We start from the raw sequence: 24,472 nt of genomic DNA on the forward strand, positions 1-24,472 counted from the left end.
GCGCGGGCCTGCGCTGGGGTGGGGTTGGCGGTGGAGCGGGCCGACGAGGTGGGGTCGGCGGGTTGGGCGGCCAGTGATCCGGCCCGGGTGGCCGGTAGTTCGGGTCGCGACGGATCACCTGGGAGGGCTCACGGCGGCCGGGGTTTCCGCGCGGAGGAGGCGGCGGGACCGGCCCCGGGAAAGGCGGCCGCTTGTCGGTCACCATAAGAATGTACGTGCGTCAGAGCAGCCAGCCGAGTCGCCCCGCCAGCAGCGAGTACCCGACGAACGCCACCACGTCGATGAGGGTGTGCGCGATGATCAGTGGCCACAGCCTGCCGGTGCGCTGCCACACATATCCGAAGACGAGCCCCATCGCGACGTTGCCCAGCCCGGCGCCGAACCCCTGGTAGAGGTGGTAGGCGCCGCGCAGCAGACTCGAGACGACCAGTGCGGTCCACGGATTGACCTTCAGCTGGCGCAACCGCGTCATCAGAAAGCCGACGACGATGACCTCCTCGGCCCAGCCGTTGCCGAACGCCAGCAGCAGCAGGACCGGGATGCGCCACCAGGTGTCGTTGAGCTCGGCGGGCTCGACGGAGGCGTTCAGTCCGATGATCCTGGCGATCTGATAGAGCGCCAGCCCCGGGACGCCGATCAGCATTGCCAACCCGACACCGCCGAGAATGTCTTGGCGCCAACGGATTCGGGTGAGGCCGATCCGTTGGGGACCGTCTCCGCCGCGCCACAGTAGATAGACGGCCAGAAGTCCCCAGGCCACCAGCTGAAACAGGCTGGCCAGGTTGAGGCCGAGGTCGATGGTGTCGAACGGCGAACGCTTCGGGTTGAGGGCGACCGTCTGCCCGGACAGGCCCAGAAGCACGCTCTCGACGAGTCGCAGCAGCGCGGTGTAGGCGCTCAGGCCGAACGTGACTGCCAGGACGACGGCGATCTCGATGCGCAGGGCGCGACGCTGCGCGTCGGTCAGGTCTCCGCTTGCCGGGTCTGCGTCGGTCGCGCTCACCGCAGCCACGGTAGCGGCACGCGGTAGTCGGCAGCGCTCAGACGCCCCGCGCTCTCAGACCGTTGAGGAACGGGCATCCCATCAGCACGCGGATGGCCTGACTGAGGCCTGTCACGTCGTCGACGGGCCTGGCGAACGGAAGCCGGACGTCGTGGTCGCCGTCCTCTCGCTCGACCCGCAACTGGACGCCGTAGCGGTCCAGTCCCAGCGGGCGGACCCGGCCGCGGCGCAGCGACGTGGGCAGCCGCGTGGCCAGCCGCTCGACGACGTCGCGATGCGCGGACTCCATGTGTTGCAACCAGCAGGACTCCATGGCGCAGAACGGATCCGGACGCGCGCCGAGTAGTGCCCCGAGCGGAACAGATTCGGCGCCGGTCGAATCGGCGACCACGACGGATTCGATCTCAAGGCGCATCAGGGTGTAGCGGGTATCGCCCTCGGCTCGGGCCGGACCTGAGTTCACTTGCAGCAGTGCTGGATTGGGTTCGCTAGCGGCGATCAAATCGAGCAGTTCGGGGATTTCGCTCATCGGGACGTCCCGAAGCCTGCCCTGAATCCAGACCAGGGAACGCACCGGTTCGCGTAGTGGCAGCGGCGCGTAATCGGTCATCTCCAGGACGGCCTGGATGCCTGCGATGCCCGCCGAGACCACCGTCGTCGCCAGTGTGCCGCCCGCCGGAACGGTGATGGCGAACGAACCGTCGTCGAGGAGGTGATGGACGGGCGTGGTGGTCGGATCGAGTCCCTCGACGGCCAGCATTGCGCCGCCGGCACGTACACACGCACTCCGGATCCGCTCCGCGGTCGTGGGTGCTGCAGTCAGTGCTGGTGATGCCATCGCGCTACCTTTCGGTTGGTAAGGTGAGCCTAACTTAACTAGCATCTCACGCGAAGCGCAAGGCTTCTCCGCAGCGGAATGCGATTACCACGCCAACCGCTAGTGTGGTGCGGTGCCCGGCATCGCATACCTCGGCCCCGAGGGGACGTTCACCGAGGCAGCGTTGCGCGCACTGGCGGCCAACGGCCTGATCCCGTCCGGCGGCGAACCGGTGACCCCCATCCCGGCCGAGAGCACGGTCGCGGCGTTGGCCGCGGTCCGCGCGGGCGAGGCGGACTTCGCCTGCGTGCCGATCGAGAACTCCATCGACGGCTCGGTGATCCCGACCCTGGACAGCCTGGCCGACGGGGCGCCGCTGCAGGTCTACGCGGAGCTGACGCTCGACGTCGCCTTTACCATCGCCGTGCGCCCGGGTGCCCGCGGCGAGGATGTCGACACGATCGCGGCATTTCCGGTGGCAGCCGCCCAGGTCAAACGCTGGCTCGCCGAGAATCTGCCCAAAGCCCAACTGGTGCCGGCGAATTCGAACGCGGCCGCGGCCCAGGACGCCGCGGCGGGCCATGCCGACGCTGCTGTCACCACCGCCCTGGCCGCCGAGCGCTACGGCCTGGACACCCTGGCCGCCGACGTTGTCGACGAGGCCAACGCCCGCACGCGGTTTGTTCTCGTCGGTGCCCCGGGCCCGCCGCCGAAATGCACCGGTGCCGACCGGACGTCGGTCGTCCTGCAGCTCGAGAACGTTCCCGGAGCACTCGTCGCCGCGATGACCGAGCTCGCGGTTCGCGACATCGACCTGACCCGGATCGAGTCCAGGCCGACGCGGACAGGCTTGGGCACGTACAAGTTCTTCCTCGACTTCGTCGGGCACATCGACGACGATTCCGTGGCCGAGGCACTGCGGGCGCTGCACCGGCGCTGCGCCGACGTGCGCTACCTGGGATCGTGGCCGACGGGCGACGTGGTGGGCGCGGCGCCCCCGCCACTGGACGAAGCAGCTGCCTGGCTTGACCGACTTCGGGAGGGGAAACCGTGAGCGGGCGGCTGGTCCTCGTGCGGCACGGGCAGTCGCACGGCAACGTGGGTCGCCGTCTCGACACCCGGCCCCCCGGCGCCGAGCTGACCGATTTGGGCCGCGAGCAGGCCGTCGTGTTCGCGCGCGGACTGTCGCGCCCGCCCGCGATGATCGCGCACTCGATCGCCACCCGCGCCGTGCAGACGGCGGGCCACATCGCCGCAGAGCTCGGTCCGGCGCACGCCACCGACGAGTTCGAAGGAATCCACGAGGTTCAGGTCGGCGACCTGGAAGGCCGCTCCGACGAGGCGGCCCACGACGAGTTCAACGCCGTCTATCGGCGCTGGCACGCCGGTGAGTTCGATCTCGCGCTTCCCGGCGGCGAGACGGCACAGCAGGTTCTCGATCGTTACGTCCCGGTTCTCGACCAGCTCCGCGTCCGCTACCTCGACGACGCCGCCTGGCAGGGCGACATCGTCGTCGTGAGTCACGGCGCGGCGATCAGGCTGGTCTCGGCTGTCCTCGCCGGCGTCGATCACCACTTCGCGATCGACCACCACCTGGCCAACGCAGAATCGGTGGTCCTTGCCCCGATCACCGACGGGCGGTGGAGCTGCCTGCAGTGGGGAAAGCTGTTGCCGCCGTTCGGGCCGGAGACTCCTGTGACGACGGGAGCTGACGCGTCGCGGTCAGCCGACCCGATGGGCTGAGCCGGCCACTGCCTCATCGCAGCGACATCCCACGGCGCGGCAGTCGATGTGCAGCTCGTGTTCGTTGTACGCCACGAAGCAGTCGTCCTCCGTGCATTCGGCGGCGATGGCGCTGGAGAAGGAATGGTGGATCAGCGCGCCGTGGCAGTGCTCCAAGCCCAGACGGCAGGCGCGGCACTGAGTGGTCATGTGCCGTTCATAGCACTGGGCGGCGACAGGATCGGGTTGCCGCGCGGTGTGCGATCGCCTCAGCCCCACCCGAGTTCGTGTAACCGGTCGTCGTCGATACCGAAGTGGTGGGCGATCTCGTGGATCACCGTGATGGCCACCTCGTCGACCACCTCGGCCTCGCTCTCACACACCTCGAGAAGCGCCTCGCGATAGATCGTGATGGTGTCCGGCAGCGACCCGGCATACCAGGAATCGCGCTCGGTGAGCGCGACACCCTCATACAGCCCGAGAATGTCGGGCTCCTCCTCGTTGCGGTCCGCGACCAGGATCACCACGTTGTCGATCGCCGACGCCAGCTGCGGTGGAATCTGGTCGAGCGCGTCGCCGACCAACTCGTCGAACCGGTGCGGGCTCATCCGCACTGTCACGCGGTTACGGCCCCGGTGGAAGCGGCGCGACCGGCGGCGGTGCGGGAGCCGGTGGCGGTGCGGGAGCCGGAGGCGGCGGTGGCAGCAGCGGCGCCGCGGGAGCCGGAGGCGGCGGCAACTGGTCGGCCGGTGGGGCGCCCGGAGGGGGCGGAGGACCGTTGAGGAACGTGTTGCCCTGTCCCGGCGGCACATCGGTGGCGGGCGCCGGCTCGGACTGCGTCGGCGCCGTCGTCGGCTGCGGACCGTGGACGGTCTGCTGCTGGCTGTCGTCGGAGGACGAGGACGACGAACTGCTCGACGAACTGTCCGAGGAGGACGAACTCGATGACGAAGAGCTGTCGGCCGAGGAGTCCGGCACGGGGATCGGGGGTAGCGACAACCGCTCCTCCGGAATGTCCGGCGGCGGAACCGGCGGCTGACCGTTGATCATCAGCGGACCTTTGGCGGTGTTCAGCAGGGTCGACCAGCCGCCGTTGCCGAGGGTGGCGCCGATGCTGCACGACACCTGACGACTGCCCGCCGCCCAGCTGGGCAGCGACACCGTGCTGTAGATCAGTGTCAGCGTCGTGTCGCGCAGCTTGATCGGCGCCAGATAGGCGTCGGTCATCTTGGTGCATTCGTCCTTGATGAAGGTGTCCTGCTCGGTCTCGGGAGGGAGGACATCGGGGAACTTCAGGGCCAGATTGACCGCGCCAGTCACCTCCATGGCGTGCGGGGCCGCGCAGTCCACGGGGATGTCGGTGGGCTGGTTGGTCGCGGGGTCGATGCCGAGGCAGGTGCCGACCGGCCACACCTTGGACTGGTCGATCTCGGCGACCCTGCCCTCGAACGCGAGCTGCTGATTGTTCGGGCCGGGCAGCTGCAGGCCGCACAGCATGCGCCGCTCGCCGGACTGGCGCCAGGCCTTGTCACCGGACCACAGCATGCTGACGGTGAAGCGGCTGTTGGGGTCGTAGCGCGGACCGAGGTAGCGCTTCACGGCCGCCGAGCACTGCTCCTGGCTGATCTGCTGGATGCGTGCGGGTGACGGAGGCGCGGCGTCCGGACCGTACTCGCTGCCGGGGAAGGCGCGCATGTCGACGGACTCGGCGACCTCGAACCGGTGCTCGCCTGCGCAGTCCACGATCTCGGCGGCATCGGGTGTGCGGTCCGGCCAGTTGAGGCAGTCCCCGCTCTTGGCGTGGTCGAAGGTGTCGTTGCCGCGGGGACCCAGGGAGATCGAGTTGGCGGTCAGACCGCCCGACGGATCCGTCTGGGGCAGCACGGTGATCACGCCGGCGATCAGGAGACCACCCAGCGCCGTCAGCAGCAGCGCGCGACGGGTCGACGAGGACTGGAGGCTCCTCCACCAGTGCCCCTGGGTCGATGCGGGTGAATCAGACATCCGGTCCATTGTGACAGGCGTGTCAGGTGCTGTGACAAGTGATGCAGCTGTAACGTTATGCAGCCGAGCCGCGTCGGCGGCGACATTGACAGCCGAGCCGCGTCACGGGCTGACCCCGTAGGGTTGGCGCGTGATCGACCCCAAGGTGCTGCGAGAGAACCCCGACGCCGTCCGCGCATCACAACGAGCGCGGGGCGAGGACCCCGGTCTCGTCGACGCGCTCGCCGACGCCGATGCCGCGCGTCGGGCCGCGATCTCGGCCGCTGACAACCTGCGCGCCGAGCAGAAGTCGGCGAGCAAGCTGGTCGGCAAAGCCTCGCCCGACGAGCGGCCAGGGCTGCTCGCCGCTGCCAAGGAGCTGGCAGAGAAGGTCAAGGCCGCTGAGATTGCGCAGAGCGACGCCGAAGCCGCGTACACCGCCGCGCACATGGCGATCTCCAACGTCATCATCGACGGGGTCCCGGCCGGCGGCGAGGACGACTTCGTGGTCCTAGACACTGTCGGGCAGCCGCCCGCGCTCGACAATCCGAAGGATCACCTCGAGCTCGGCGAAGCGCTGGGCCTGATCGACATGGAGCGCGGCGCCAAGGTCTCGGGTTCGCGGTTCTACTTCCTCACGGGGTTCGGCGCACTGCTGCAGCTGGGTCTGTTCCAGCTCGCCGTGCGCACGGCCACCGAGAACGGCTTCACCCTCATGATCCCGCCGGTGCTGGTGCGGCCCGAGATCATGCGCGGCACCGGGTTCCTCGGGGCGCACGCCGACGAGATCTACCACCTCGACGAGGACGACCTCTATCTGGTCGGCACCTCCGAGGTGCCGCTGGCGGGCTATCACTCCGACGAGATCCTCGATCTCTCCGAGGGCCCGCTGCGCTACGCCGGATGGTCGTCGTGCTTTCGTCGCGAGGCGGGCAGCTACGGCAAGGACACCCGCGGCATCATCCGGGTGCACCAGTTCGACAAGGTCGAAGGCTTCGTCTACTGCAAGCCCGAAGACGCCGAGGCCGAACACGAGCGGCTGTTGGGCTGGCAGCGGCAGATGCTCGGCCACATCGAGGTGCCATACCGCGTGATCGACATCGCCGCGGGCGACCTCGGTTCCTCGGCGGCCCGCAAGTACGACTGCGAGGCATGGGTGCCGACCCAGCAGACGTACCGCGAGCTGACCTCCACCTCGAACTGCACAACCTTCCAGGCGCGCAGGCTCGCCGTGCGCTACCGCGACGAGAACGGCAAGCCTCAGACGGCGGCGACGCTCAACGGCACGCTTGCCACCACTCGCTGGCTGGTCGCCATCCTGGAGAACCATCAGCAGCCCGATGGCAGCGTGCGGATCCCCGACGCGCTGGTGCCCTACGTCGGTGTTGACGTGCTCAAGCCCAAAAGCTAACGGCTACTGAGAAATTCGTCGAGCAGCTGGATGAACTGATTCGGACGCGCCGGGGTGCATGCCGGGTTGGGTGTGGCCCCGATGTCGATGGTCACCAGCGTCGACTTCAGCGGTCGGCGGACGTCCAACGGCATCCACCGGCGCGGATCGGTGCTGCCCCACAGTCGGAAGCGCTCCAGCACCAGCCCCAGTGCAGACGCACGGTATCCCCGGATGTCGCGCAGCGGGATGATCTTGGAGGTCCCGGACGGAAAGTGGTAGCGCCGCAACGTCAGTGCTTCCCGATCCAGTTGGATCAGGCCGTCGTCGTAGTATTTGGGGTGGCGCTGCTCGTTCGGGTTCGTCATGTCACTCCAGCTTCGCCGAGCGCAGTTCGTGTCCCTTGGTGGTCAGGCACCTCCCGGTGTCGAGGTTCCACTGCCACCCGTGCAGGTTGCATGTCAGCGTGGTGCCCTCGACTACCCCGAACTTCGACAGGTCGGCCTTCAGGTGCGGGCAGCGGCGCTGAATTTCCCAGCCTTCCAGCGTAATCGACGCACTGTCGTCGTGCGCCTCGGCGAACCAGCCGTCGGCGTAGGCGATGCGTTCGTCGGTGAGGCATTTGAAGAAGGTGTAGAGGTATTCGTTGTAACCCCCGACGCGCCACGCGGTGAACCGCGTCGACAGGAAGATCGTGTTGACCCAGTCGGGTTCCTTGTCGCGCAGTACCGTGCGCACCAACTCGGGCGCGATGCCGAACCCGTAACGGAACTTCTCGTCCGGAACTGCTTCGCGGACAGCTCTTTTCGGGAAGTCGAGCACCACGGTTTCTGCCCCCAGCCGCAGCTCGACCGGGTACCCGATGCCGTCGCAGATCTGGTCGGACTGGATCATGATGGGCTCGAAGAGTTCCCGCAGCGGCTCCAGGAGGGGCTCTCCCTCGGCGGGCGCCCAGCCGGCCTTCTCGGCCGCAAGGACAGGCGCCATGCGTTCGGCGAAATCGGCGATGTAGTCCGCCTTGCCGGTGGTGAAGATGGCCTCGACGTCATCGTCGGGAAGGGGGTGGGTCAACGAAGTCAATTGCGAGCCAGCGAATTCCGCTGTCGACCCGGGAATCATCAGCAGACCGCCGTCGTGGCCGTGGCGGCGCATCTGGTCGAGGAAGACCATCTGGTCGGGGAAGATGTTGGCCGGATCGCCGTGGTCGTCGTTGAGATCGCGCAACTCCGGATCAAGGAAGCAGGGCGGTCCGGCCGACGGGATGACCCACGTCGCGCCGACCTGCGCGATGTACTGCCTGCAGCGGTCCATCTGGCGCTGACGCTTCTGGGTGCCGAACGCTTCCTTGGCGCGGGCGGGCATGTCGTAGACCATCGGATACCAGATCGCGCCCGAGTACTGCAGCATGTGGACATCGACCTGGCCGAAGTCGGCGTGGACCATGTCGAGCTCGACGGGCCGCGCGTCGTTCATGTTGAATGCGACGGTTTCTCCGTCGTCGACGACGAGGCCGGAGTCCCCGATCGGGCCATCGGCCGGGGCGCGAAGCGCGACGATCATCACGTCCAGGTCGCCCTTGGGTCCGCTGACGCGGTGTTTGACGGAATTCGTCGTCTCGAAGAACTCGTGGAAGCCAAGCTCTTCGAGCTCGCGTCGAAGATCGGGCACGGGGTAGTCCGGCAGCAGGACGACGGCGTCCTTGTTGACGTACTCGGCGAGGTGCTTCGGGTCGAAATGGTCCTTGTGCAGGTGTGAGACGTAGAGGTAGTCGACGTCGCCGAGGCTGGCCCAGTCGAGTTGCGTGTTGTCCGGGAATGGGAACCACGACGCGAAGTAGGCGGGGTTCACCCACGGGTCGCACAAGACGCTTCCGGCCTTGGTGGCGATGTGGAAGCCGGCGTGCCCGACACTTGTGACCTGCACAGATATCCCTTCCGGACACGACCGTTGCGACTGCGCGCCCGCCGGACAGTTTAGCCGGGCACCGGCTGCTCTTCGTTCCACCGAGCGCGGTAGTAGGCGATGCGCTCCCGGTCCGGGGCGACCCCGTACGCGTCCAGCAGCAGGGCCTCCCAGCTCGGGTCGTCCTCGCTCGGATAGTTCCAGTCCAGCGACATGGTCGCGACCGCGAGATCTGCCCAGCGATCCGCGGGACCCAGGTCACCGAGGTCGACGTGCCCGCACCAGGTGCCGTCGTCGGCCATCAGAGTGTTCGGCGCGCACGCATCTCCATGGCACACCACGAGGTGGTCTGACGGCGGCGGAGCGCCTGTCGGGGACTGCCCGCCCACCCAGGACGGTGGCGGGAACGGGCAGCTCTCGACGGGCAGCGCGTCGTGCAGCCGACGCAGACCGGTCCCGATGGCCACGGCGGCGGACTCCGGGTCGTCCGACCACAGCGGGTCCACGGCGCTTCGACCGGGCAGCGCGGCGGTGTGCAACCAGCCGGGTCCGGATCCGAGGACCGCCGGCACCGGCGTGTACAGCGCAGCCCACCGCAACCGCGGCACCTCGGCGGCCAGCAGACCGGCGACGGCGTCGGGGTAGACCTTCACGAACTCGGTAGCGGGCGTCGACCCGATGGCGAAGGTCACCCCGTCGAGTTCGTTGACCCACACCGCCGTCACCGGCCTGCCCGCGGCGATGTCGGCGACCACGTCGGGCACCGGCTGGGATCCGGTAGGTGCACTCATCGCGGCCCCTCCTGTGCGCGCACTACGCTGGCGACTGTGGAACCGGTATACGGCACGGCCATCCAGCTTGCCCGGCTGGTCTGGCGATTCCAGGGCCTGAAGTTCACCGTCACCGGGGTCGAGAACCTACCCCGCACCGGCGGGGCGGTGATCGCGATCAACCACACCAGCTACTTCGACTTCACGTTTGCCGGTCTGCCCGCCTATCAGCAGCATCTGGGTCGCAAGGTGCGGTTCATGGCGAAGAAGGAAGTCTTCGACCACAAGGTCATGGGCCCGCTGATGCGCGGCATGCGACACATCCCGGTGGACCGGGCCAGCGGTGCCGCGTCGTTCGAAGAGGCGTGCCGGCGACTCGCCGCAGGTGAATTCGTCGGGGTCTATCCCGAGGCCACGATCAGCCGCAGCTTCGAGATCAAAGAGTTCAAGTCCGGCGCCGCTCGGATGGCGATCGCGGCCGGCGTGCCGATCGTGCCGCACATCATCTGGGGTGCCCAGCGGGTCTGGACGAAGGGCCACCCCAGGAACATGAAGCGTCCGAAGGTGCCGATCTTCATCACCGTGGGCAAGCCGATCGAGCCGACCCTGCCCGCAGCAGAGTTGACCACGGTGCTGCATTCGCGCATGCAGCACCTCCTTGAGCAGGTGCAGGACGCCTACGGGCCGCACCCGCCCGGAGAGTTCTGGGTGCCGCACCGGTTGGGTGGCGGCGCTCCGACCCTCGCCGAAGCGAACCTGATGGACGCCGAAGAGGCCAAGCAGAAGGCCGCGCGCCGCGAGTCGCCGGGATAGTCACATGGAACCGGTCTTCCGCGCGCTGGAGATCACGGCGAAGTTGGCGGTGAGTGCTACCGGGACGACGATCACCTTCCGCGGGCTGGAGAACATCCCGGCCAGCGGCGGAGCCGTCATCGCGATCAACCACACCGGCTATGTCGACTTCCTTCCGGCGGCGCTGGCTGCGACCCGGCGGGGCCGCCGCATGCGGTTCATGATCAAGGCGGAGATGACCGACGTGCTCGTGGTCGGCTGGCTGATCAAGCACACGGGGACGATCCCGGTGGACCGCCGGGCCGGTGCCGGCGCCTACGCCGCCGCGGTGGAATCTTTACGACGCGGGAACATCGTGGGTGTGTACCCGGAGGCGACGATCAGCCGCAGTTTCGAACTCAAGGAGTTCAAGACCGGCGCGGTCCGCATGGCCAAGGAGGCCGACGTGCCGATCGTCCCGCTGATCGTGTGGGGAGCCCACCGTCTGTGGACCAAGGACCATCCGAAAGCCCTGGGCCGCAAGAAGTTTCCGGTCACCGTCGCGGCGGGGGAACCGATCGCGGCCCACGGTGCTGCCGCAGACACGTTGCGTGCGTCGATGACGCAGCTACTGCACGACGCGCAATCCGGGTATGAGCAACCAGCGGGCGCGTTCTGGTTGCCCCGCCGCCTCGGCGGGAGCGCCCCGACACCCGAGGAAGCTGCAGTGATGGAGGAGGCCGAGTTGGCTGAACGTGCGCGCAGGCGGGGAGATCGCCGATGACGCCGTTGCTGATCGCGACCGACGTGGACGGCACCCTGCTCGACGACGACGAGAACGTCAGCCCCCGAACGCGTTCGGTGGTGCGCGCGGTGGTGGACGCGGGAGCGCAGTTCGTGCTCGCCACCGGGCGTCCACCGCGCTGGGTGCAACCGGTGGTCGACCAGCTGGGCTTCGCGCCAATGGCGGTGTGTGCCAACGGCGCGGTGATCTACGACCCGTCGGAGGACCGCATCATCTCGGCGCGCACGCTGTCGGCCGACGTGCTCGCCGCACTCGCCGAGATCGCGACCCGGGTGATCCCCGGTGCGGGGCTGGCCGTGGAGCGGGTGGGCCGCAGTGCCCACGATGCGGCCACACCCCAGTTCGTCAGCTCGCCGGGGTATGAGCACGCCTGGCTGAATCCCGACAACACCGAGGTGTCCATCGACGATCTGCTCAGCGCACCCGCGGTGAAGCTGCTGATCCGGAAGTCGGGTGCGCGCAGTGCCGACATGGCCGCCGAGCTCGCCAAGCACATCGGCGTCGAGGGTGACATCACCTACTCGACCAACAACGGTCTCATCGAGATCGTGCCGCTGGGCATCAGCAAGGCCACCGGCATCGACGAGCTGGCCCGTCCGCTGGGCATCGAGGCCGCCGACGTCGTGACGTTCGGGGACATGCCCAACGACGTGCCGATGCTGAGGTGGGCGGGGCTCGGTGTCGCGATGGGTAACGCGCACCCCGACGCCGTCGCCGCCGCCGACGAGGTGACGGCGACCAACGCCGAGGACGGGGTGGCGCGCGTGCTCGAGCGTTGGTGGCTATAACAGCTCTTCCACAGGGAGTTCCCAGCAACACAGTCTGTACCGACGGACCAGTAAATTTGCTCGCTGTCATGATGGTGGGCGTGGGGGGCACGTACGATTCCCCGGCGGGGCCAGCCTCTGCCGTGGAGGATTTCCTTGTCGCGGCTGGTCGCCAGCCGGCTGGGCTGCTGATCGAGGGTGAAGCCGGGATCGGCAAGACGACGTTGTGGAACGGTGTCGTGGACCGTGCGGAGGGTGCCGGCTTCCTGGTGCTGTCCGCACGCACCGCGCAGGCCGAGTCCGGACTGGCCAATGCCGCGGTCGCCGATCTGTTCGAGAAGATCGATTCACGGGTGTTGGCCGGACTTCCCGACATGCAGCGCCTGGCCGCCGACCGGGTGATGCTGCGCGAGCCGACCGGGGGTCGGCCTACCGACGAACGGGTGACGGCGGCAGCACTGCTGAGCGCGGTGCACGTGATGTCTGCGCAGGCGCCGGTGCTCATCGCCATCGACGACGTCCAGTGGCTCGACCCTTCCAGTGTCGCGGTGCTGGCGTTCGTCGCGCGGCGGCTGAAGGGGCCGATCGGAGTGGTGGTCACGGAACGGTCGGGCGAGGACTTCGGAGAGCGTGCCGCGTCGTGGCTGCAGGTCGGCACCGCGGGAGTTGTCAGGGTGCGGGTCCCGCCGATGAGTCTGGGCGCGTTGCACACGATGCTGTCGGCCCGTCTCGGCAAGCGGTTCTCACGCCCGGCCATCGTGCGGATCGCGGAGGTATCCGGCGGAAACCCCTTGTACGCATTGGAATTGGCGCGGGTGGTCGACGATGGACCTCTCGGCCGCGGGCAGCGTCTCCCCGAGACCCTGGCCGATGTGGTCAGGCTGCGGGTCGCCGGTCTCTCCGATGAGGTGCGCGACGTGCTGCTCGTCGCGGCCTCGGTCAACGTCCCGACGGTCGATCTGCTGGCCGGCGTCATCGGGGTCGGCGCGGCGCAGATCACCGGCATGCTCGAGGTCGCCGAGGTCGAAGGCATCGTCACCATCGAGGGAAATCGGGTTCGGTTCACCCATCCGCTGCTGGCCAGCGGGATCTATGAAAACGCCGAGCCCGAACTGCGTCGGGAGTTTCACCGTCGGCTCGCGCAGTTGTACACCCAACCGGAATTGCGGGCCCGTCATCTGGCGTTGGCGACGACCGAGGCCGACGAGGCGACACTGTCGACGCTGGACGCTGCGGCCGAATCCGCGCGGACGCGCGGTGCTCCCGCGGCGGCCGCCGAGCTCGTGGAGTTGGCGATCGAGCTGGGCGGTGGCGAGGTGTCGCGCAGGATCCGGGCGGCCGAACACCATTTCGTCGCCGGTGACATGCAGCGAACCGCGGTTCTGCTCGACGGTGTGATCGCCGAACTGCGGCCCGGCGTTCTGCGGGCGGTCGCCCTCAATCTTCTTGCAGCCGTGCGGACATTCGAGGACAACTACGCCGCGGCGGTGGATCTTCTGGAGCAGGCGCGCGGTGACGCCGAGGACGACGATGCGGTGTTGGTGGCCTCCCTGGTGTCGCTGTGCTTCGCGCAGGGGATGGCGGGCCGCTTCGACGAACAGATCTCCACAGGGCGACGGGCAGTCGAGATCGCCGAGCGGGCCGGGGTATCCGCGCTGACCAGCCAGGCGTTGGCGCTCTGGGTGCTCGTCGCTGCGCGGGCCGGCGACGGGCTCGACGAGGAGGTCATGCGGCGCGCGGTCGAATTGCAGGATCCTGATGTGGATGTGCCGATTCCTTTCAATGCCCGTGCGACGTGCGGCTTCGCTCTCGGCGTCGCGGGCAGACTGGCAGAGGCCGACGACCAGCTGACCGAGGTCGCCGAGCGCTCCCGGCTACGTGGCGCCGAGCACGATGTGGTGGCGATTCTGGGCTACCGAACCCTGGTCGCGATCTGGCGCGGACGCTACGACGAGGCGAATGCGCATGCCACCGAAATGCTGTCGGGTGCAGAACAACTCGGCGGTTCGATGGTGATCGCATCGAGCTTCTATGCGGCCTCGGCCGCCTACCGCGGACAGGAGGCGCAGGCCCGCCGCCACGTCGACCGGGCCCTTGCGCAGGGCGCCGGCTACTCGGCCCTGACGATATGGGCGAGAACGGCGCTCGCGTTTCTCGAAGTGTCGCTGGGCGATTACGACGCGGCAGTACAAGCCGTCGCGCCTCTGATCGACGTGTATCGGCCGTTCGACGGCACGGAACTGATGTCGGCGAGCTTCATGCCCGATGCAGTCGAGGCGTTGATCGCAGTGGGACGGCGATCCGATGCGGAGGAGCTGACCGACGCCCTTGAGCGCAACGGCCGGCATCTGGACCGCCCGTGGATGCTGGCTGTGGGAAGCCGTTGCCGTGCATTGGTCTCCGTCGATCAGGGTGATCTCGACGGCGCCGAGCAGGCGGCGCTACGCGCGATGACCGAACACGACCGGCTGCCCATGCCTTTCGAGCGTGCCCGCTCACTGCTGGTACTCGGCGAGGTGCGGCGCCGGTTGCGGCGCCGCGATGCGGCAGTCGAGTGTGTGCGTGAGGCGCTGCGCGAGTTCGAGTCGCTGGGCGCTCCGCTGTGGGTGAATCGGGCTCGACAGCAGTTGTCGGGGATCGCGGCGGCACGCACCGAGACCTCGGAGCTCACCGACTCCGAACGTCGCGTCGCCGAGCTCGTCGCTTCAGGGATGAGCAATCGCGAGGTCGCCGAGGCCCTGTTTGTGAGTGTCAAGACGGTCGAGACCAATCTCACCCGCGTGTATCGCAAGCTGGGGATCCGGTCCCGGGCGCAGCTGGGCAAGCGATTGCGGCAGTCTTAGACCGGGTTGGTAGCGGGTGTGAAGCGTTCCAGCTGAACCGGATTGAGGTCGGCGGGGGGCAATTCAACGGGGACGCCGTCGAACACCCGTGTCACTGTCTGTTTCTCCCTGTCGAAGTTGAGCGTGCCGTGCTGGAAGTTCTGCACAATCCACAGCGGGGTCGCGATCTCGGCACTGGTCGGAAGGCCCAGTGCTCCGCGCTCGAATCCCAGCGCACCCCACGCCTTGTACAGCTCACCGGTGACGGGCTCGGCGCCGCTTTCGGGCGACCAGTACACGGCGCCGTGCTCGAAGGTCACGTAGCGCGTCGAACCCAGACCAGACGCCTCGGGGGAGGTGGGTCTGCCCAGGTAGCTGTTGACTCCGCCGAGCGACTCCCACTTCGCGAAGATCGCACCGCCGCGCAGCTTCTCGGCGAGTTGCTCGGGGCCGGGCGGATCGTTGAACCGCGCAGCGATGTTGCGAATCTCGGGCATCAGCGCATAGGCCGCGGCGCCTGGGCACTCGGTGATACCCACGTCGCGGTGCGTGAAGATCGTCGGCAGCGTCGGCGACGCGCCGAACGGGAACTTGGTGAACGAACCACCTTCTGACGGCAGTACCACCGCGCCGAGCGGATCGACACCCGCCTGGCCCAGCACCCAGCCGAGAAGTCTTCCGGTGTTGCGCAATTGGATCGGGGTGGGGGGAACGGTCTCGAAGTTGCCCAGCATCGCGACGCCCCACGTGTTGTGGTTGAAGCCGCCGGTGTGGGCGCCTTCGACGGGCCGATTCATGCCTCCTGCGCGGCCTTCGAAGACCTGACCGTACTTGTCGACCATCGCGTTGTAGGCGATGTCGCACCAGCCCAGAGTGCGTGTGTGGTACTCGTAGATCGATCTGATGATGCCGGCGGAGTCACCGGGCGCGTACTCGTTGCTACCGGCGGTGTGGTGAACGACGCCGGCCCGAATTCTGGTGTCGTAGCGTGGTTCTCCGCATCGCATGCCCTCGTCGGCGCCCCACGCCGCGCGGTTGATGATCTGCGGTGGCTGGCCGGCGGGGGTCGCGGCGCTGGGTAGCGGACCGAGATCCGGCGGCGCCTCGGGCGGGCTGATGAGTACAGCGGTGACGTTCTGTGCGAACGGCTGCTCGACGTTGGCCGGTACGTATCCCAGCGGTGGTTTGTCGTCGGGCTTGCGTGGCGCGGCCGGCGGTGTCGTCGGCGCGCCGGGTGGGCGCGTCACCGCGATCTGCACGGTGTGAGTGCGCCCGATGAACACCGGCTCGGTGCCGCGTGGCCCCGGCAGGTCCGCGCCGACACCCTCCAGCGGCTCTGCCTCGTACCAGGGTCCCCACGAGCCGTCGTCCTTCTTCGCACGCACGCGCGCAGACGTCCCGCGGAGGTCGTCGGAGGTCAGTGCGACCAGAGAGAAGGGCGTGTCTTGGTGTAGTTCGCGGATCGTCTCGCCGGCGCCGAGGTCGGTCAGCGGCTGCTGGACGAGTTGAGGAGCGGCGGTTGCGGCGTCCTCCGCCTCGCCGGGGACGCCGGAAATCGCCCACGGCAGCAGCACCACTGTCGCCGCAAGCGCGGTGAACAGTATCGACGGTGCGGGGCGACGATACAGCACGGACTGATGTTACGTATGTGCCAGGTGATACTCGTGTTGCGACACGCGAGCGCGCGTATCGCGACGTCACCACAACGGCACCGCAGAGCGCCTCAGCGCTTCTGCGGTGCCGTTCCGTGACAGGACCGGAATTACGCGCCCGGCTCGACCGCGGCTTCGGCGGCGCCGAGGCCCGCTTCCACGGGGGCGGCGACGTCCCCGGCGGCCGTCGCCAGGGGTGCCGCGGGCACCGGCGGCTTGACTGCGGACATGATTGCGGGCATCAGGACGCCCTTGAGGAGGTCGATCGCCTCGCCGGCGCCCAGTGAGTTGGCGGCGCTGGTCAGATCGCCGAGCAGTCCACCACTGGTGGATGCGGCCGGCTGGGTCGCGGCCAGTGTCGGGTCGCCGAGCACCGGATACGAACCCAGTGCTGGGTCCAGCCCGATCGGTGCCGAGATCGGGATCTCACCGGTGGCGGGCAGTCCGGACGTGGAGATCGGCATTGCTCCCAGGGCTGGGTCCGTCAAGGCGGGCGGCGTGGTCAGCCCAGGCGTGAGAGGAGATGCGAGTCCGGGGTCGGTCAGGGATGGCGTTGTGAGTCCGGGGGAAGCCAGCGCCGGATCGGTCAGGCTCGGAGTGGTCAGACCAGGTGTGGTCAGACCGGGCGTGGTGAGTCCCGGCGTGGTCAGGCCGGGCGCGGTGAGGCCGGGCGTGGTCAGGGCCGGATTGGCGAGACTGGGGTCGGTCAGCGACGGTGCCGCGGACAACCCCGGCATCAGGCCGGCGGTGCCCAGTCCCGGGCTGGTGAGCGTGGTCGGAGCCGAGGCACCCGTTCCGGTCAGCAGGCCGGTGGGCATGGGCGGCAGATTGATCCCGAACTGCGAAAGACCCTGGGAGAGGGCGGTGATCAGCTCGCCGGGTAGGTCTGTGATGGTGGCGGCCTGGACGAACTCACGGTGCTGGGGTGCGCCTTGGGTCCCAGCCTGGGCGGAAAGCTCTGAAACAGCAATAACAGCAACAGGACTCGCGACTGCCAGAGCGGCGACTGTGCTCAGGGCTGTCGAGAGCCGGCGGCGACGTCGGTTCGGCACGGAAGTCTCCTCGATACAGGGGGTTGTGTAGAAATCGGTTAGTCGTTCGCGATCGATGTTACTGATGTGACTGGTGAGTCCAGAGTGATGAGACTGAATCGTGAGCGAATCGCGACCTGTCGAACCTTCCCGTCGCTTCGCTCGCCCTGTTTGCCTCTTCCCGTCGCTTCGCTCGCCCTGTTTGCCTCTTCCCGTCGCTTCGCTCGCCCAGGCCCCGGCCCCGCCAACTCGGGTCGGACCGCCTTGGTCCGATACCCTTGCTGCCGATGAACTCTGGATTCGATCTTTTCGTCGTGGGCTCCGGGTTCTTCGGCCTCACGATTGCCGAGCGGGCGGCGACGCAGCTCAACAAGCGCGTCCTCGTCGTCGACCGGCGCCCGCACATCGGCGGTAACGCCTACTCGGAGGCCGAACCACAGACCGGCATCGAGGTCCACAAGTACGGCGCGCATCTGTTCCACACCAGTAATCAGCGAGTCTGGGACTACGTGCGGCAGTTCACCGACTTCACCGGCTACCAGCACCGCGTCTTCGCGCTGCATGACGGGCAGGCCTATCAGTTCCCGATGGGCCTTGGTCTGGTCAGCCAGTTCTTCGGCCGTTACTTCACCCCGGACGAGGCCCGCGCGCTGATCAAAGAGCAGGCCGCCGAAATCGAGACGGCCGATGCACAGAATCTGGAAGAAAAGGCCATCTCGCTGATCGGGCGCCCGCTGTACGAGGCGTTCGTCAAGCACTACACCGCCAAGCAGTGGCAGACAGACCCCAAGCAGCTGCCCGCGAGCAACATCACGCGCCTGCCTGTGCGCTACACCTTCGACAACCGCTACTTCAACGACACGTACGAGGGTCTGCCCGTCGACGGTTACACCGCCTGGCTGGAGAACATGGCCGCCGACGAGCGCATCGAGGTGCGTCTGGGCACCGACTGGTTCGACGTCCGGGATCAGCTGCGGGCCGACAGTCCCGACGCGCCCGTCGTGTACACCGGCCCACTGGATCGCTACTTCGATTACGCCGAAGGCCGGCTGGGATGGCGCACCCTGGACTTCGAGCTCGAGGTGCTGGACACCGGAGATTTTCAAGGCACCCCGGTGATGAACTACAACGACGCCGACGTGCCCTACACCCGCATCCACGAGTTCCGGCACTTCCATCCGGAGCGGGCCTACCCGACGGACAAGACGGTGATCATGCGGGAGTACTCGCGGTTCGCCGAGAACGACGACGAGCCCTACTATCCGATCAACACCGACGCCGACCGCGCGGTGCTCGCCGCCTACCGGGCGCGGGCCAAAGCCGAGACGGCGTCATCGAAGGTTCTGTTCGGTGGCCGACTGGGCACCTACCAGTACCTGGACATGCACATGGCGATCGCCAGCGCGCTGAATATGTACGACAACACCCTCGCGCCCCATCTGCGCGACGGGGCGCCGCTGGTCGAGCCCAACACAGAAAGCAACCGAGCATGAGTGACATCCCGTCCGGAGCGTTGCAGCCCGGGCAGTCGCGGGCGGTCAGCCCCCTGACCCGCGTCATCCTGCCGCGGCCGGGTGAACCGCTCGACGTCCGCAAGCTCTATATAGAGGAATCGGATACCAACGCGCGGCGCGCCCACGCGCCCACGCGCACCTCGCTGGAGATAGGCGCCGAATCCGAGGTGTCCTTCGCCACCTACTTCAACGCGTTCCCGGCCAGCTACTGGCGGCGGTGGTCGATCCTCGAGTCGGTGGTGCTGCGCGTCGAGCTCACCGGAAGCGCGCGCGTCGACGTCTACCGGTCCAAGGCAACCGGCGCCCGCATCACCGTCGGCGGCGCCCCTGTTCACAGCGAAGAGGGATCGCCGGACCCCGCAGTGTGCGAGTTCGAGATCGAGCTGACCCCGTTCGAGGACGGCGGCTGGATCTGGTTCGACATCACCACCGACGCGAAGTCCACACTGCACCACGCGGGCTGGTACGCGCCGATCGCGGCACCCGGACGGGCCAGCATCGCCGTCGGAATCCCTACGTTCAACCGGCCGTCGGACTGTGTCAACGCACTGGCCGCGCTGACCTCGGATCCGTTCGTGGACGAGGTGATCAGCGCGGTGATCGTCTCCGACCAGGGCACCAAGAAGGCCAAGGACCATCCCGGCTTCGAGGCGGCCGCGTCGGCGCTGGGCAACCGACTGTCAATCCACAACCAGCCGAACCTCGGTGGCTCGGGCGGCTACAGCCGCGTCATGTACGAGGCACTGAAGAACACCGACTGCGAACAGATCCTGTTCATGGACGACGACATTCGCATCGAACCCGACTCGATCCTGCGTGCGCTGGCACTCAACCGGTTCGCGAAGGTGCCGACGCTCGTCGGCGGCCAGATGCTCAACCTGCAGGAACCGTCGCACCTGCACGTGATGGGCGAGATGGTCGACTCCGAGAACTTCATGTGGACCGGCGCCGTCAACACCGAATACGACCACAACTTCGCGAAGTACCCACTCAACGACGAGGACGAATACCGCAGCCGCCTGCTGCACCGGCGCATCGACGTCGACTACAACGGCTGGTGGATGTGCATGATCCCCCGCCAGGTCGCCGAGGAACTCGGTCAGCCGCTGCCGTTGTTCATCAAGTGGGATGACGCGGATTACGGACTGCGCGCCGGTGAGCACGGCTATCCGACGGTCACGCTGCCCGGCGCGGCGATCTGGCACATGGCGTGGAGCGACAAGGACGATGCCATTGACTGGCAGGCCTACTTCCATCTGCGCAACAGGCTGGTCGTCGCCGCGCTGCACTGGGACGGCAAGATCAGCGGTCTACTCGCCAGCCACATGAAGGCCACTCTCAAACACCTTTTGTGCCTTGAGTATTCGACCGTCGCCATCCAGAACAAGGCGATGGACGACTTCCTGGCCGGGCCAGAGCACATCTTCTCGATCCTGGAGTCCGCCCTGCCGGACGTGCGAAAGATGCGCCAGGAGTTCCCCGACGCGGTGGTGCTGGAAAGTGCGACCGCGCTGCCCGCCCCGTCGGACAAGCGGTGGCGGAAGAAAGTCAACATCCCGACCAACCCGGTGGCGATCTCCATGAGACTCACCCGCGGCGTCATGCACCAGCTCAAGCAGCATGATCCGGTGCACCACCAGCGCCCGCAGATCAACGTCGCCACGCAGGACGCGCGCTGGTTCTCCCTGTGCAACGTCGACGGCGTGACGGTGACGACCGCCGACGGCAGGGGCGTGGTGTACCGGCAGCGTGACCGGGAGAAGATGCTCGAGCTCCTGCGCGAGTCGGTGAAGCGCCAGGCGCTGCTGGCGCGCAAGTTCAACCGCATGCGCAAGGTGTATCGGGCCGCCCTGCCGACGCTGACCAGCACGCAGAGGTGGGAGAGCGTCCTCAACGCAGAAGCAGGCAATGGCTGAGCAACCGCGCGGCGAAGACGCCGTGCTGGTGGCCGTGCAGTCCGCACTGGCGCAACGGCCCGGGGTTTTGCCTGCCGCTCGTGGACTTTCCCACTTCGGTGAACACAGTCTTGGCTGGCTGGCACTGGCCGCGCTCGGCGCGCTGCTGTCGCCGACCAAGCGGCGGGAGTACCTCGCCGCCGGTGCCGGCGCCTTCCTGGCCCACGCCGCCGCCGTCGTGATCAAGCGGGTGGTTCGGCGCGAACGCCCTCACCACCCGGCGATCGCGGTCAACGTCGGCACTCCGAGTCGGCTGAGCTTCCCGTCCGCCCACGCCACGTCGACGACGGCGGCCGCGGTGCTGCTGGCGCGGCCGACCGGTCTGCCGTTGCCCGCGCTGCTGGTGCCGCCGATGGTGCTGTCCCGCCTGGTGGTCGGCGTGCACTACCCGACTGACGTACTCGCGGGTGTCGCGGTCGGGACGGCTGTTGCGAAGGTCGTCGAAGGAGTGGCGATGAGCGCTTGCGCGAAGAGCAGAGGAGTTGCGCGATGAGCGCTTGCGCGAAGAGCAGAGGGTGGCGATGAGCACATCGGAAGTCGCATCCGCGACGAACTCGGCGGCCGGCCCGCCGAAGAACGTCGTCACCGGGATCATCAAGGCGATCCGCCCCAAGCAGTGGGTCAAGAACCTTCTGGTGCTCGCGGCACCGATCGCCGCTCTGGGTGCCGAGGTCCCCTACGACTACGACGAGATGGCGATCAACATCCTGATCGCATTCGTCTCCTTCTCGATGGCCGCGTCCTGCATCTATCTGGTCAACGACTCCCGCGACGTGGAGGCCGACCGTCAACACCCGACCAAGAGGTTCCGGCCGATCGCCGCGGGCGTGGTGCCCGAATGGCTGGCCTACACGATTGCGGTGGTCCTGGGCCTCGCCGCGCTGGGGATCTCGTTGATCGCCTCGCCTAACCTCACCGTCGTGATCGCGGTCTACATCGCGATGCAGCTAGCGTACTGCTTTGGACTCAAACATCAAGCGGTGCTTGACATTTGCATCGTCTCGTCGGCGTATCTGATCCGGGCGATCGCGGGCGGCGCGGCCGCCGGCATCCCGCTGTCACAGTGGTTCCTGCTGGTGATGACGTTCGGCTCGCTGTTCATGGTCGCCGGAAAGCGTTACGCCGAACTGCAACTGGCCGAACGTACGGGCGCCAAGATCCGCAAGTCACTCGAAAGCTATACGGCGTCCTATCTGCGATTTGTGTGGACGGTGGCGGCGACGGCCATGGTGGTCTGCTACAGCCTGTGGGCCTTCGAGCGCGACGGCGCCAACGCGTCCTGGTATGCGGTCACCATCATTCCCATCACCATCGCCATCCTGCGTTACGCCGTCGACGTCGACGGTGGACTTGCCGGCGAGCCCGAAGAGATCGCGCTGAAGGACCGCGTCCTGCAGCTGCTGTTGCTGGCGTGGATCGGGACCATCGGTGCAGCAGTCTTCCTCGGCTGACACGCTCTCTGCTGTCGCGGCGGGCCGGCTGACGCGCTGGCCCGCCTTCCCGTATGGCGTGTGGGTGCGGCTCAGCCTGTGGCTGAGCGTCACCGTGGTGGCGGTGCTGTTCGGCTGGGGCGCCTGGCAGCGCCGCTGGATCGCCGACGACGGCCTCATCGTGTTGCGCACCACGCGGAACATGTTGGCGGGCAACGGCCCCGTCTTCAACGCGGGTGAGCGGGTGGAGGCGAACACATCCACGGCGTGGTCGTATCTGATGTACCTGGGCGGGTTGATCTCCGGGCCGGCGCGCCTGGAGTATGTGGCGCTGACGTTCGCGCTGCTACTCAGTGTTCTGGGCATCGTCCTGGTCATGCTGGGTACGGCCAGGCTCTACGCGCCCACGCTGCGTGGTCGTCAGGCACTGCTGCTGCCCGCAGGTGCCCTGGTGTACATCGCGCTGCCGCCAGCCCGCGACTTCGCCACCTCGGGCCTCGAAAACGGTTTGGTGCTGGCCTATCTCGGCCTGCTGTGGTGGATGATGGTCGTCTGGTCGCAGTCGCTGCGGAGTGAGCGCACGTCCGGCGCCTTCGATCTGATTCTTGCTGTCGTCGCCGGATTCAGCGTGCTCGTGCGGCCCGAGCTCGCACTCATCGGCGGTCTCGCGCTGGTGATGATGCTCATTGCCACGAAGGGCTGGCGTCGGCGCGCGTTGATCGTCGTCGCGGGCGGCCTGCTGCCGGTGGCCTACCAGATCTTCCGGATGGGCTATTACGGCCTGCTCTTTCCCGGAACGGCACTGGCCAAGGACGCGACCGGCGCGAAGTGGGAGCAGGGTTTCATCTATCTCGCCAACTTCAACCAGCCCTATCTGCTGTGGGCTCCCGCTGTGCTGCTGATCGGTTTGGCGATCATGGTGATGCTGCTGTGCGGACGGCCGGCATCGGTGAACCGGAGAGCGCCCGCCGGTTCGGGCTGGCTCGCACGGACGGTGCAAAGTCCTTCCGCGGTAGTCGTTTTCATGCTCGTCAGCGGCGTGTTGCAGGCGGTGTACTGGATTCGCCAGGGCGGTGACTTCATGCACGGGCGGGTGCTGCTGACGCCGCTGTTCTGCCTCATCGCTCCGGTCTCGGTGATTCCGTTGATGCTGCCCGACGTCCGCCGGATGGCCAGGGGCGCAAGCTATCTGTATGCGGGCGCGGCGGCGCTGCTGTGGTTCGCGGTGGCAGGCTGGGCGCTGTGGGCGGCCAACTCGCCCGGGATGGGGGCCGACGCGACCCGCGTCACCTATACGGGCATCGTCGACGAGCGCCGTTTCTACGCGCAGGCCACTGGCCACGCCCATCCGCTCACCGCGGCGGACTATCTGGACTATCCGCGGATGCGTGCGGTGTTGGAGGCGATCGAGAACACTCCCGACGGCGCACTGTTGCTCCCGGCCGGCCCCTACGACATGTGGGACGTCGTGCCCGCCTATCCGCCGCCGCCGGACGCCCCGAGGGACTACATCGGTCCGCACACGGTGTTCTTCACCAACCTGGGCATGCTCGGGATGAACGTCGGTCTCGACGTCCGGGTGATCGACCAGATCGGCCTGGCCAACCCACTGGCCGCGCACACCGCGAGGATCGAGGACGGTCGCATCGGCCACGACAAGAACCTGTTCCCGGACTGGGCCGTCGCCGAAGGGCCGTTCTTCAAGGAGGAGCCCTACATTCCGGACTATCTGGACGAGGACTGGATCCGGCAGGCAGCGGCCGCGCTGAAATGTCCGGACACCGAGGCCGTGCTCAACGCGATCCGCGCGCCGATGAGCCCGAGGCGGTTCCTGTCGAACCTGATCCACGCGGCGGAGTTCACCCGCTATCGCATCGACCGGGTGCCGCTCTACGAACTCGCCAGGTGCGGTCTGCCCTTGCCCGAACCGGTGAATCCGCCTTACGCCGGAATGCCGGCAGAGGGTCCCTGACAGGGCGCTGACTTTAGGCGATTTGCTGGCAGCACGGGTTTTCTGCTTTCGTAACGCTGCAGCCATGTCGTTCAGATAAGGCATGTGACGGTGAACGCGAGCAGTACTTGAGCGGCGTCACGGAAAGAGAGATCACCACAAAGGTGTGGTTGACTACAGGGCAATT

Annotated in this window: 22 protein-coding genes and 1 pseudogene; 12 read left to right on the forward strand and 11 right to left on the reverse strand. The window is 67.5% G+C overall.

What is annotated here, in order from left to right; genetic code table 11:
• The 3 genes and pseudogenes from AWC12_RS31380 to AWC12_RS20800 form a co-directional block, all read right to left on the reverse strand.
• Positions 1–202: pseudogene (locus AWC12_RS31380) on the reverse strand (hypothetical protein); the annotation flags it as partial.
• An 18-nt stretch (positions 203–220) separates the two neighbouring features.
• The gene (locus AWC12_RS20795; protein ID WP_412093717.1) at positions 221–1,012 is read right to left on the reverse strand and encodes a CPBP family intramembrane glutamic endopeptidase; all 792 of its coding nucleotides are present in this window, start codon (positions 1,010–1,012) and stop codon (positions 221–223) included.
• Between the two features lie 28 nt (positions 1,013–1,040).
• On the reverse strand, positions 1,041–1,841 hold the full coding sequence (locus AWC12_RS20800; RefSeq protein WP_024444113.1) for a DUF2470 domain-containing protein: 801 nt from the start codon (positions 1,839–1,841) through the stop codon (positions 1,041–1,043).
• A 112-nt stretch (positions 1,842–1,953) separates the two neighbouring features.
• Here AWC12_RS20800 and pheA point away from each other — a divergent pair, with 112 nt between their 5' ends.
• Positions 1,954–2,874 carry a prephenate dehydratase gene (gene pheA, locus AWC12_RS20805; RefSeq protein WP_024444112.1) on the forward strand — a complete coding sequence of 307 codons (921 nt, stop codon included), beginning with the start codon at positions 1,954–1,956 and terminating at the stop codon, positions 2,872–2,874.
• Positions 2,871–3,563: a histidine phosphatase family protein gene (locus AWC12_RS20810; RefSeq protein WP_024444111.1), complete on the forward strand. Its 693-nt coding sequence runs from the start codon at positions 2,871–2,873 to the stop codon at positions 3,561–3,563. Before pheA ends, AWC12_RS20810 begins: the two co-directional genes overlap by 4 nt.
• Here AWC12_RS20810 and AWC12_RS20815 read toward each other — a convergent pair.
• From AWC12_RS20815 to AWC12_RS20825, 3 genes are read right to left on the reverse strand one after another with little or no spacing between them, the layout of a single operon-like run.
• The gene (locus AWC12_RS20815; RefSeq protein WP_024444110.1) at positions 3,543–3,752 is read right to left on the reverse strand and encodes a hypothetical protein; all 210 of its coding nucleotides are present in this window, start codon (positions 3,750–3,752) and stop codon (positions 3,543–3,545) included. The two genes, AWC12_RS20810 and AWC12_RS20815, sit on opposite strands and share 21 nt — an antisense overlap.
• 59 nt (positions 3,753–3,811) lie before the next feature.
• Positions 3,812–4,162 (reverse strand): metallopeptidase family protein, encoded by a 351-nt coding sequence (locus AWC12_RS20820; protein WP_024444109.1) that lies wholly within the window; start codon positions 4,160–4,162, stop codon positions 3,812–3,814.
• 4 nt (positions 4,163–4,166) lie between these two features.
• On the reverse strand, positions 4,167–5,555 hold the full coding sequence (locus AWC12_RS20825) for a septum formation family protein (protein WP_024444108.1): 1,389 nt from the start codon (positions 5,553–5,555) through the stop codon (positions 4,167–4,169).
• Positions 5,556–5,676: 121 nt separating this feature from the next.
• Between AWC12_RS20825 and serS the strand changes: the two genes are divergently transcribed.
• Positions 5,677–6,936: a serine--tRNA ligase gene (serS, locus tag AWC12_RS20830; protein WP_085176743.1), complete on the forward strand. Its 1,260-nt coding sequence runs from the start codon at positions 5,677–5,679 to the stop codon at positions 6,934–6,936.
• On the opposite strand, the gene AWC12_RS20835 is transcribed toward serS, so the two are convergent.
• From AWC12_RS20835 to AWC12_RS20845, 3 genes are read right to left on the reverse strand one after another with little or no spacing between them, the layout of a single operon-like run.
• Positions 6,933–7,283 (reverse strand): hypothetical protein, encoded by a 351-nt coding sequence (locus AWC12_RS20835; RefSeq protein WP_024444106.1) that lies wholly within the window; start codon positions 7,281–7,283, stop codon positions 6,933–6,935. The two genes, serS and AWC12_RS20835, sit on opposite strands and share 4 nt — an antisense overlap.
• Before the next feature lies 1 nt (position 7,284).
• Entirely contained in the window at positions 7,285–8,838 is a 1,554-nt protein-coding gene (locus tag AWC12_RS20840; RefSeq protein WP_024444105.1) for a Rieske 2Fe-2S domain-containing protein, read from the reverse strand.
• Positions 8,839–8,888: 50 nt separating this feature from the next.
• Positions 8,889–9,608 (reverse strand): aminoglycoside 3'-phosphotransferase, encoded by a 720-nt coding sequence (locus AWC12_RS20845; RefSeq protein WP_024444104.1) that lies wholly within the window; start codon positions 9,606–9,608, stop codon positions 8,889–8,891.
• Between the two features lie 36 nt (positions 9,609–9,644).
• Between AWC12_RS20845 and AWC12_RS20850 the strand changes: the two genes are divergently transcribed.
• The 4 genes from AWC12_RS20850 to AWC12_RS20865 all read left to right on the forward strand — a co-directional run bounded on the left by AWC12_RS20850 (position 9,645) and on the right by AWC12_RS20865 (position 14,773).
• Positions 9,645–10,400 (forward strand): lysophospholipid acyltransferase family protein, encoded by a 756-nt coding sequence (locus AWC12_RS20850; RefSeq protein WP_024444103.1) that lies wholly within the window; start codon positions 9,645–9,647, stop codon positions 10,398–10,400.
• Between the two features lie 4 nt (positions 10,401–10,404).
• Positions 10,405–11,142, forward strand: coding sequence for a lysophospholipid acyltransferase family protein (locus tag AWC12_RS20855; protein WP_085176745.1), 738 nt, complete (start codon positions 10,405–10,407; stop codon positions 11,140–11,142).
• Positions 11,139–11,951 (forward strand): Cof-type HAD-IIB family hydrolase, encoded by an 813-nt coding sequence (locus AWC12_RS20860; protein ID WP_085176747.1) that lies wholly within the window; start codon positions 11,139–11,141, stop codon positions 11,949–11,951. The genes AWC12_RS20855 and AWC12_RS20860 overlap by 4 nt, the downstream gene beginning before the upstream one ends.
• Before the next feature lie 71 nt (positions 11,952–12,022).
• The gene (locus tag AWC12_RS20865; protein ID WP_234814110.1) at positions 12,023–14,773 is read left to right on the forward strand and encodes an AAA family ATPase; all 2,751 of its coding nucleotides are present in this window, start codon (positions 12,023–12,025) and stop codon (positions 14,771–14,773) included.
• On the opposite strand, the gene AWC12_RS20870 is transcribed toward AWC12_RS20865, so the two are convergent.
• Positions 14,770–16,383, reverse strand: a complete 1,614-nt coding sequence (locus AWC12_RS20870) for an N-acetylmuramoyl-L-alanine amidase (protein ID WP_085176751.1) — start codon at positions 16,381–16,383, stop codon at positions 14,770–14,772. The genes AWC12_RS20865 and AWC12_RS20870 overlap by 4 nt on opposite strands.
• Positions 16,384–16,514: 131 nt before the next feature.
• Positions 16,515–17,456 (reverse strand): hypothetical protein, encoded by a 942-nt coding sequence (locus tag AWC12_RS20875; RefSeq protein WP_085176753.1) that lies wholly within the window; start codon positions 17,454–17,456, stop codon positions 16,515–16,517.
• 266 nt (positions 17,457–17,722) lie between these two features.
• Between AWC12_RS20875 and glf the strand changes: the two genes are divergently transcribed.
• The 5 genes from glf to aftB are packed head-to-tail and all read left to right on the forward strand — an operon-like array spanning position 17,723 to position 24,306.
• A complete protein-coding gene (gene glf, locus AWC12_RS20880) occupies positions 17,723–18,928 on the forward strand; it encodes a UDP-galactopyranose mutase (RefSeq protein WP_085176755.1) in 1,206 nt (401 codons plus the stop codon).
• Positions 18,925–20,865 (forward strand): glycosyltransferase, encoded by a 1,941-nt coding sequence (locus tag AWC12_RS20885; protein WP_085176757.1) that lies wholly within the window; start codon positions 18,925–18,927, stop codon positions 20,863–20,865. Before glf ends, AWC12_RS20885 begins: the two co-directional genes overlap by 4 nt.
• Complete coding sequence (locus AWC12_RS20890; RefSeq protein ID WP_085176759.1) at positions 20,858–21,397, forward strand: phosphatase PAP2 family protein; 540 nt, start codon at positions 20,858–20,860, stop codon at positions 21,395–21,397. The genes AWC12_RS20885 and AWC12_RS20890 overlap by 8 nt, the downstream gene beginning before the upstream one ends.
• Positions 21,398–21,425: 28 nt before the next feature.
• Positions 21,426–22,355 carry a decaprenyl-phosphate phosphoribosyltransferase gene (locus tag AWC12_RS20895; RefSeq protein ID WP_024444094.1) on the forward strand — a complete coding sequence of 310 codons (930 nt, stop codon included), beginning with the start codon at positions 21,426–21,428 and terminating at the stop codon, positions 22,353–22,355.
• Complete coding sequence (gene aftB, locus AWC12_RS20900; RefSeq protein WP_272937894.1) at positions 22,333–24,306, forward strand: terminal beta-(1->2)-arabinofuranosyltransferase; 1,974 nt, start codon at positions 22,333–22,335, stop codon at positions 24,304–24,306. Before AWC12_RS20895 ends, aftB begins: the two co-directional genes overlap by 23 nt.
• The last annotated feature ends 166 nt before the right edge of the window (positions 24,307–24,472 follow it).

Source organism: Mycolicibacterium iranicum (assembly GCF_002101705.1).
In the GTDB taxonomy this organism is placed as follows: domain Bacteria; phylum Actinomycetota; class Actinomycetes; order Mycobacteriales; family Mycobacteriaceae; genus Mycobacterium; species Mycobacterium iranicum.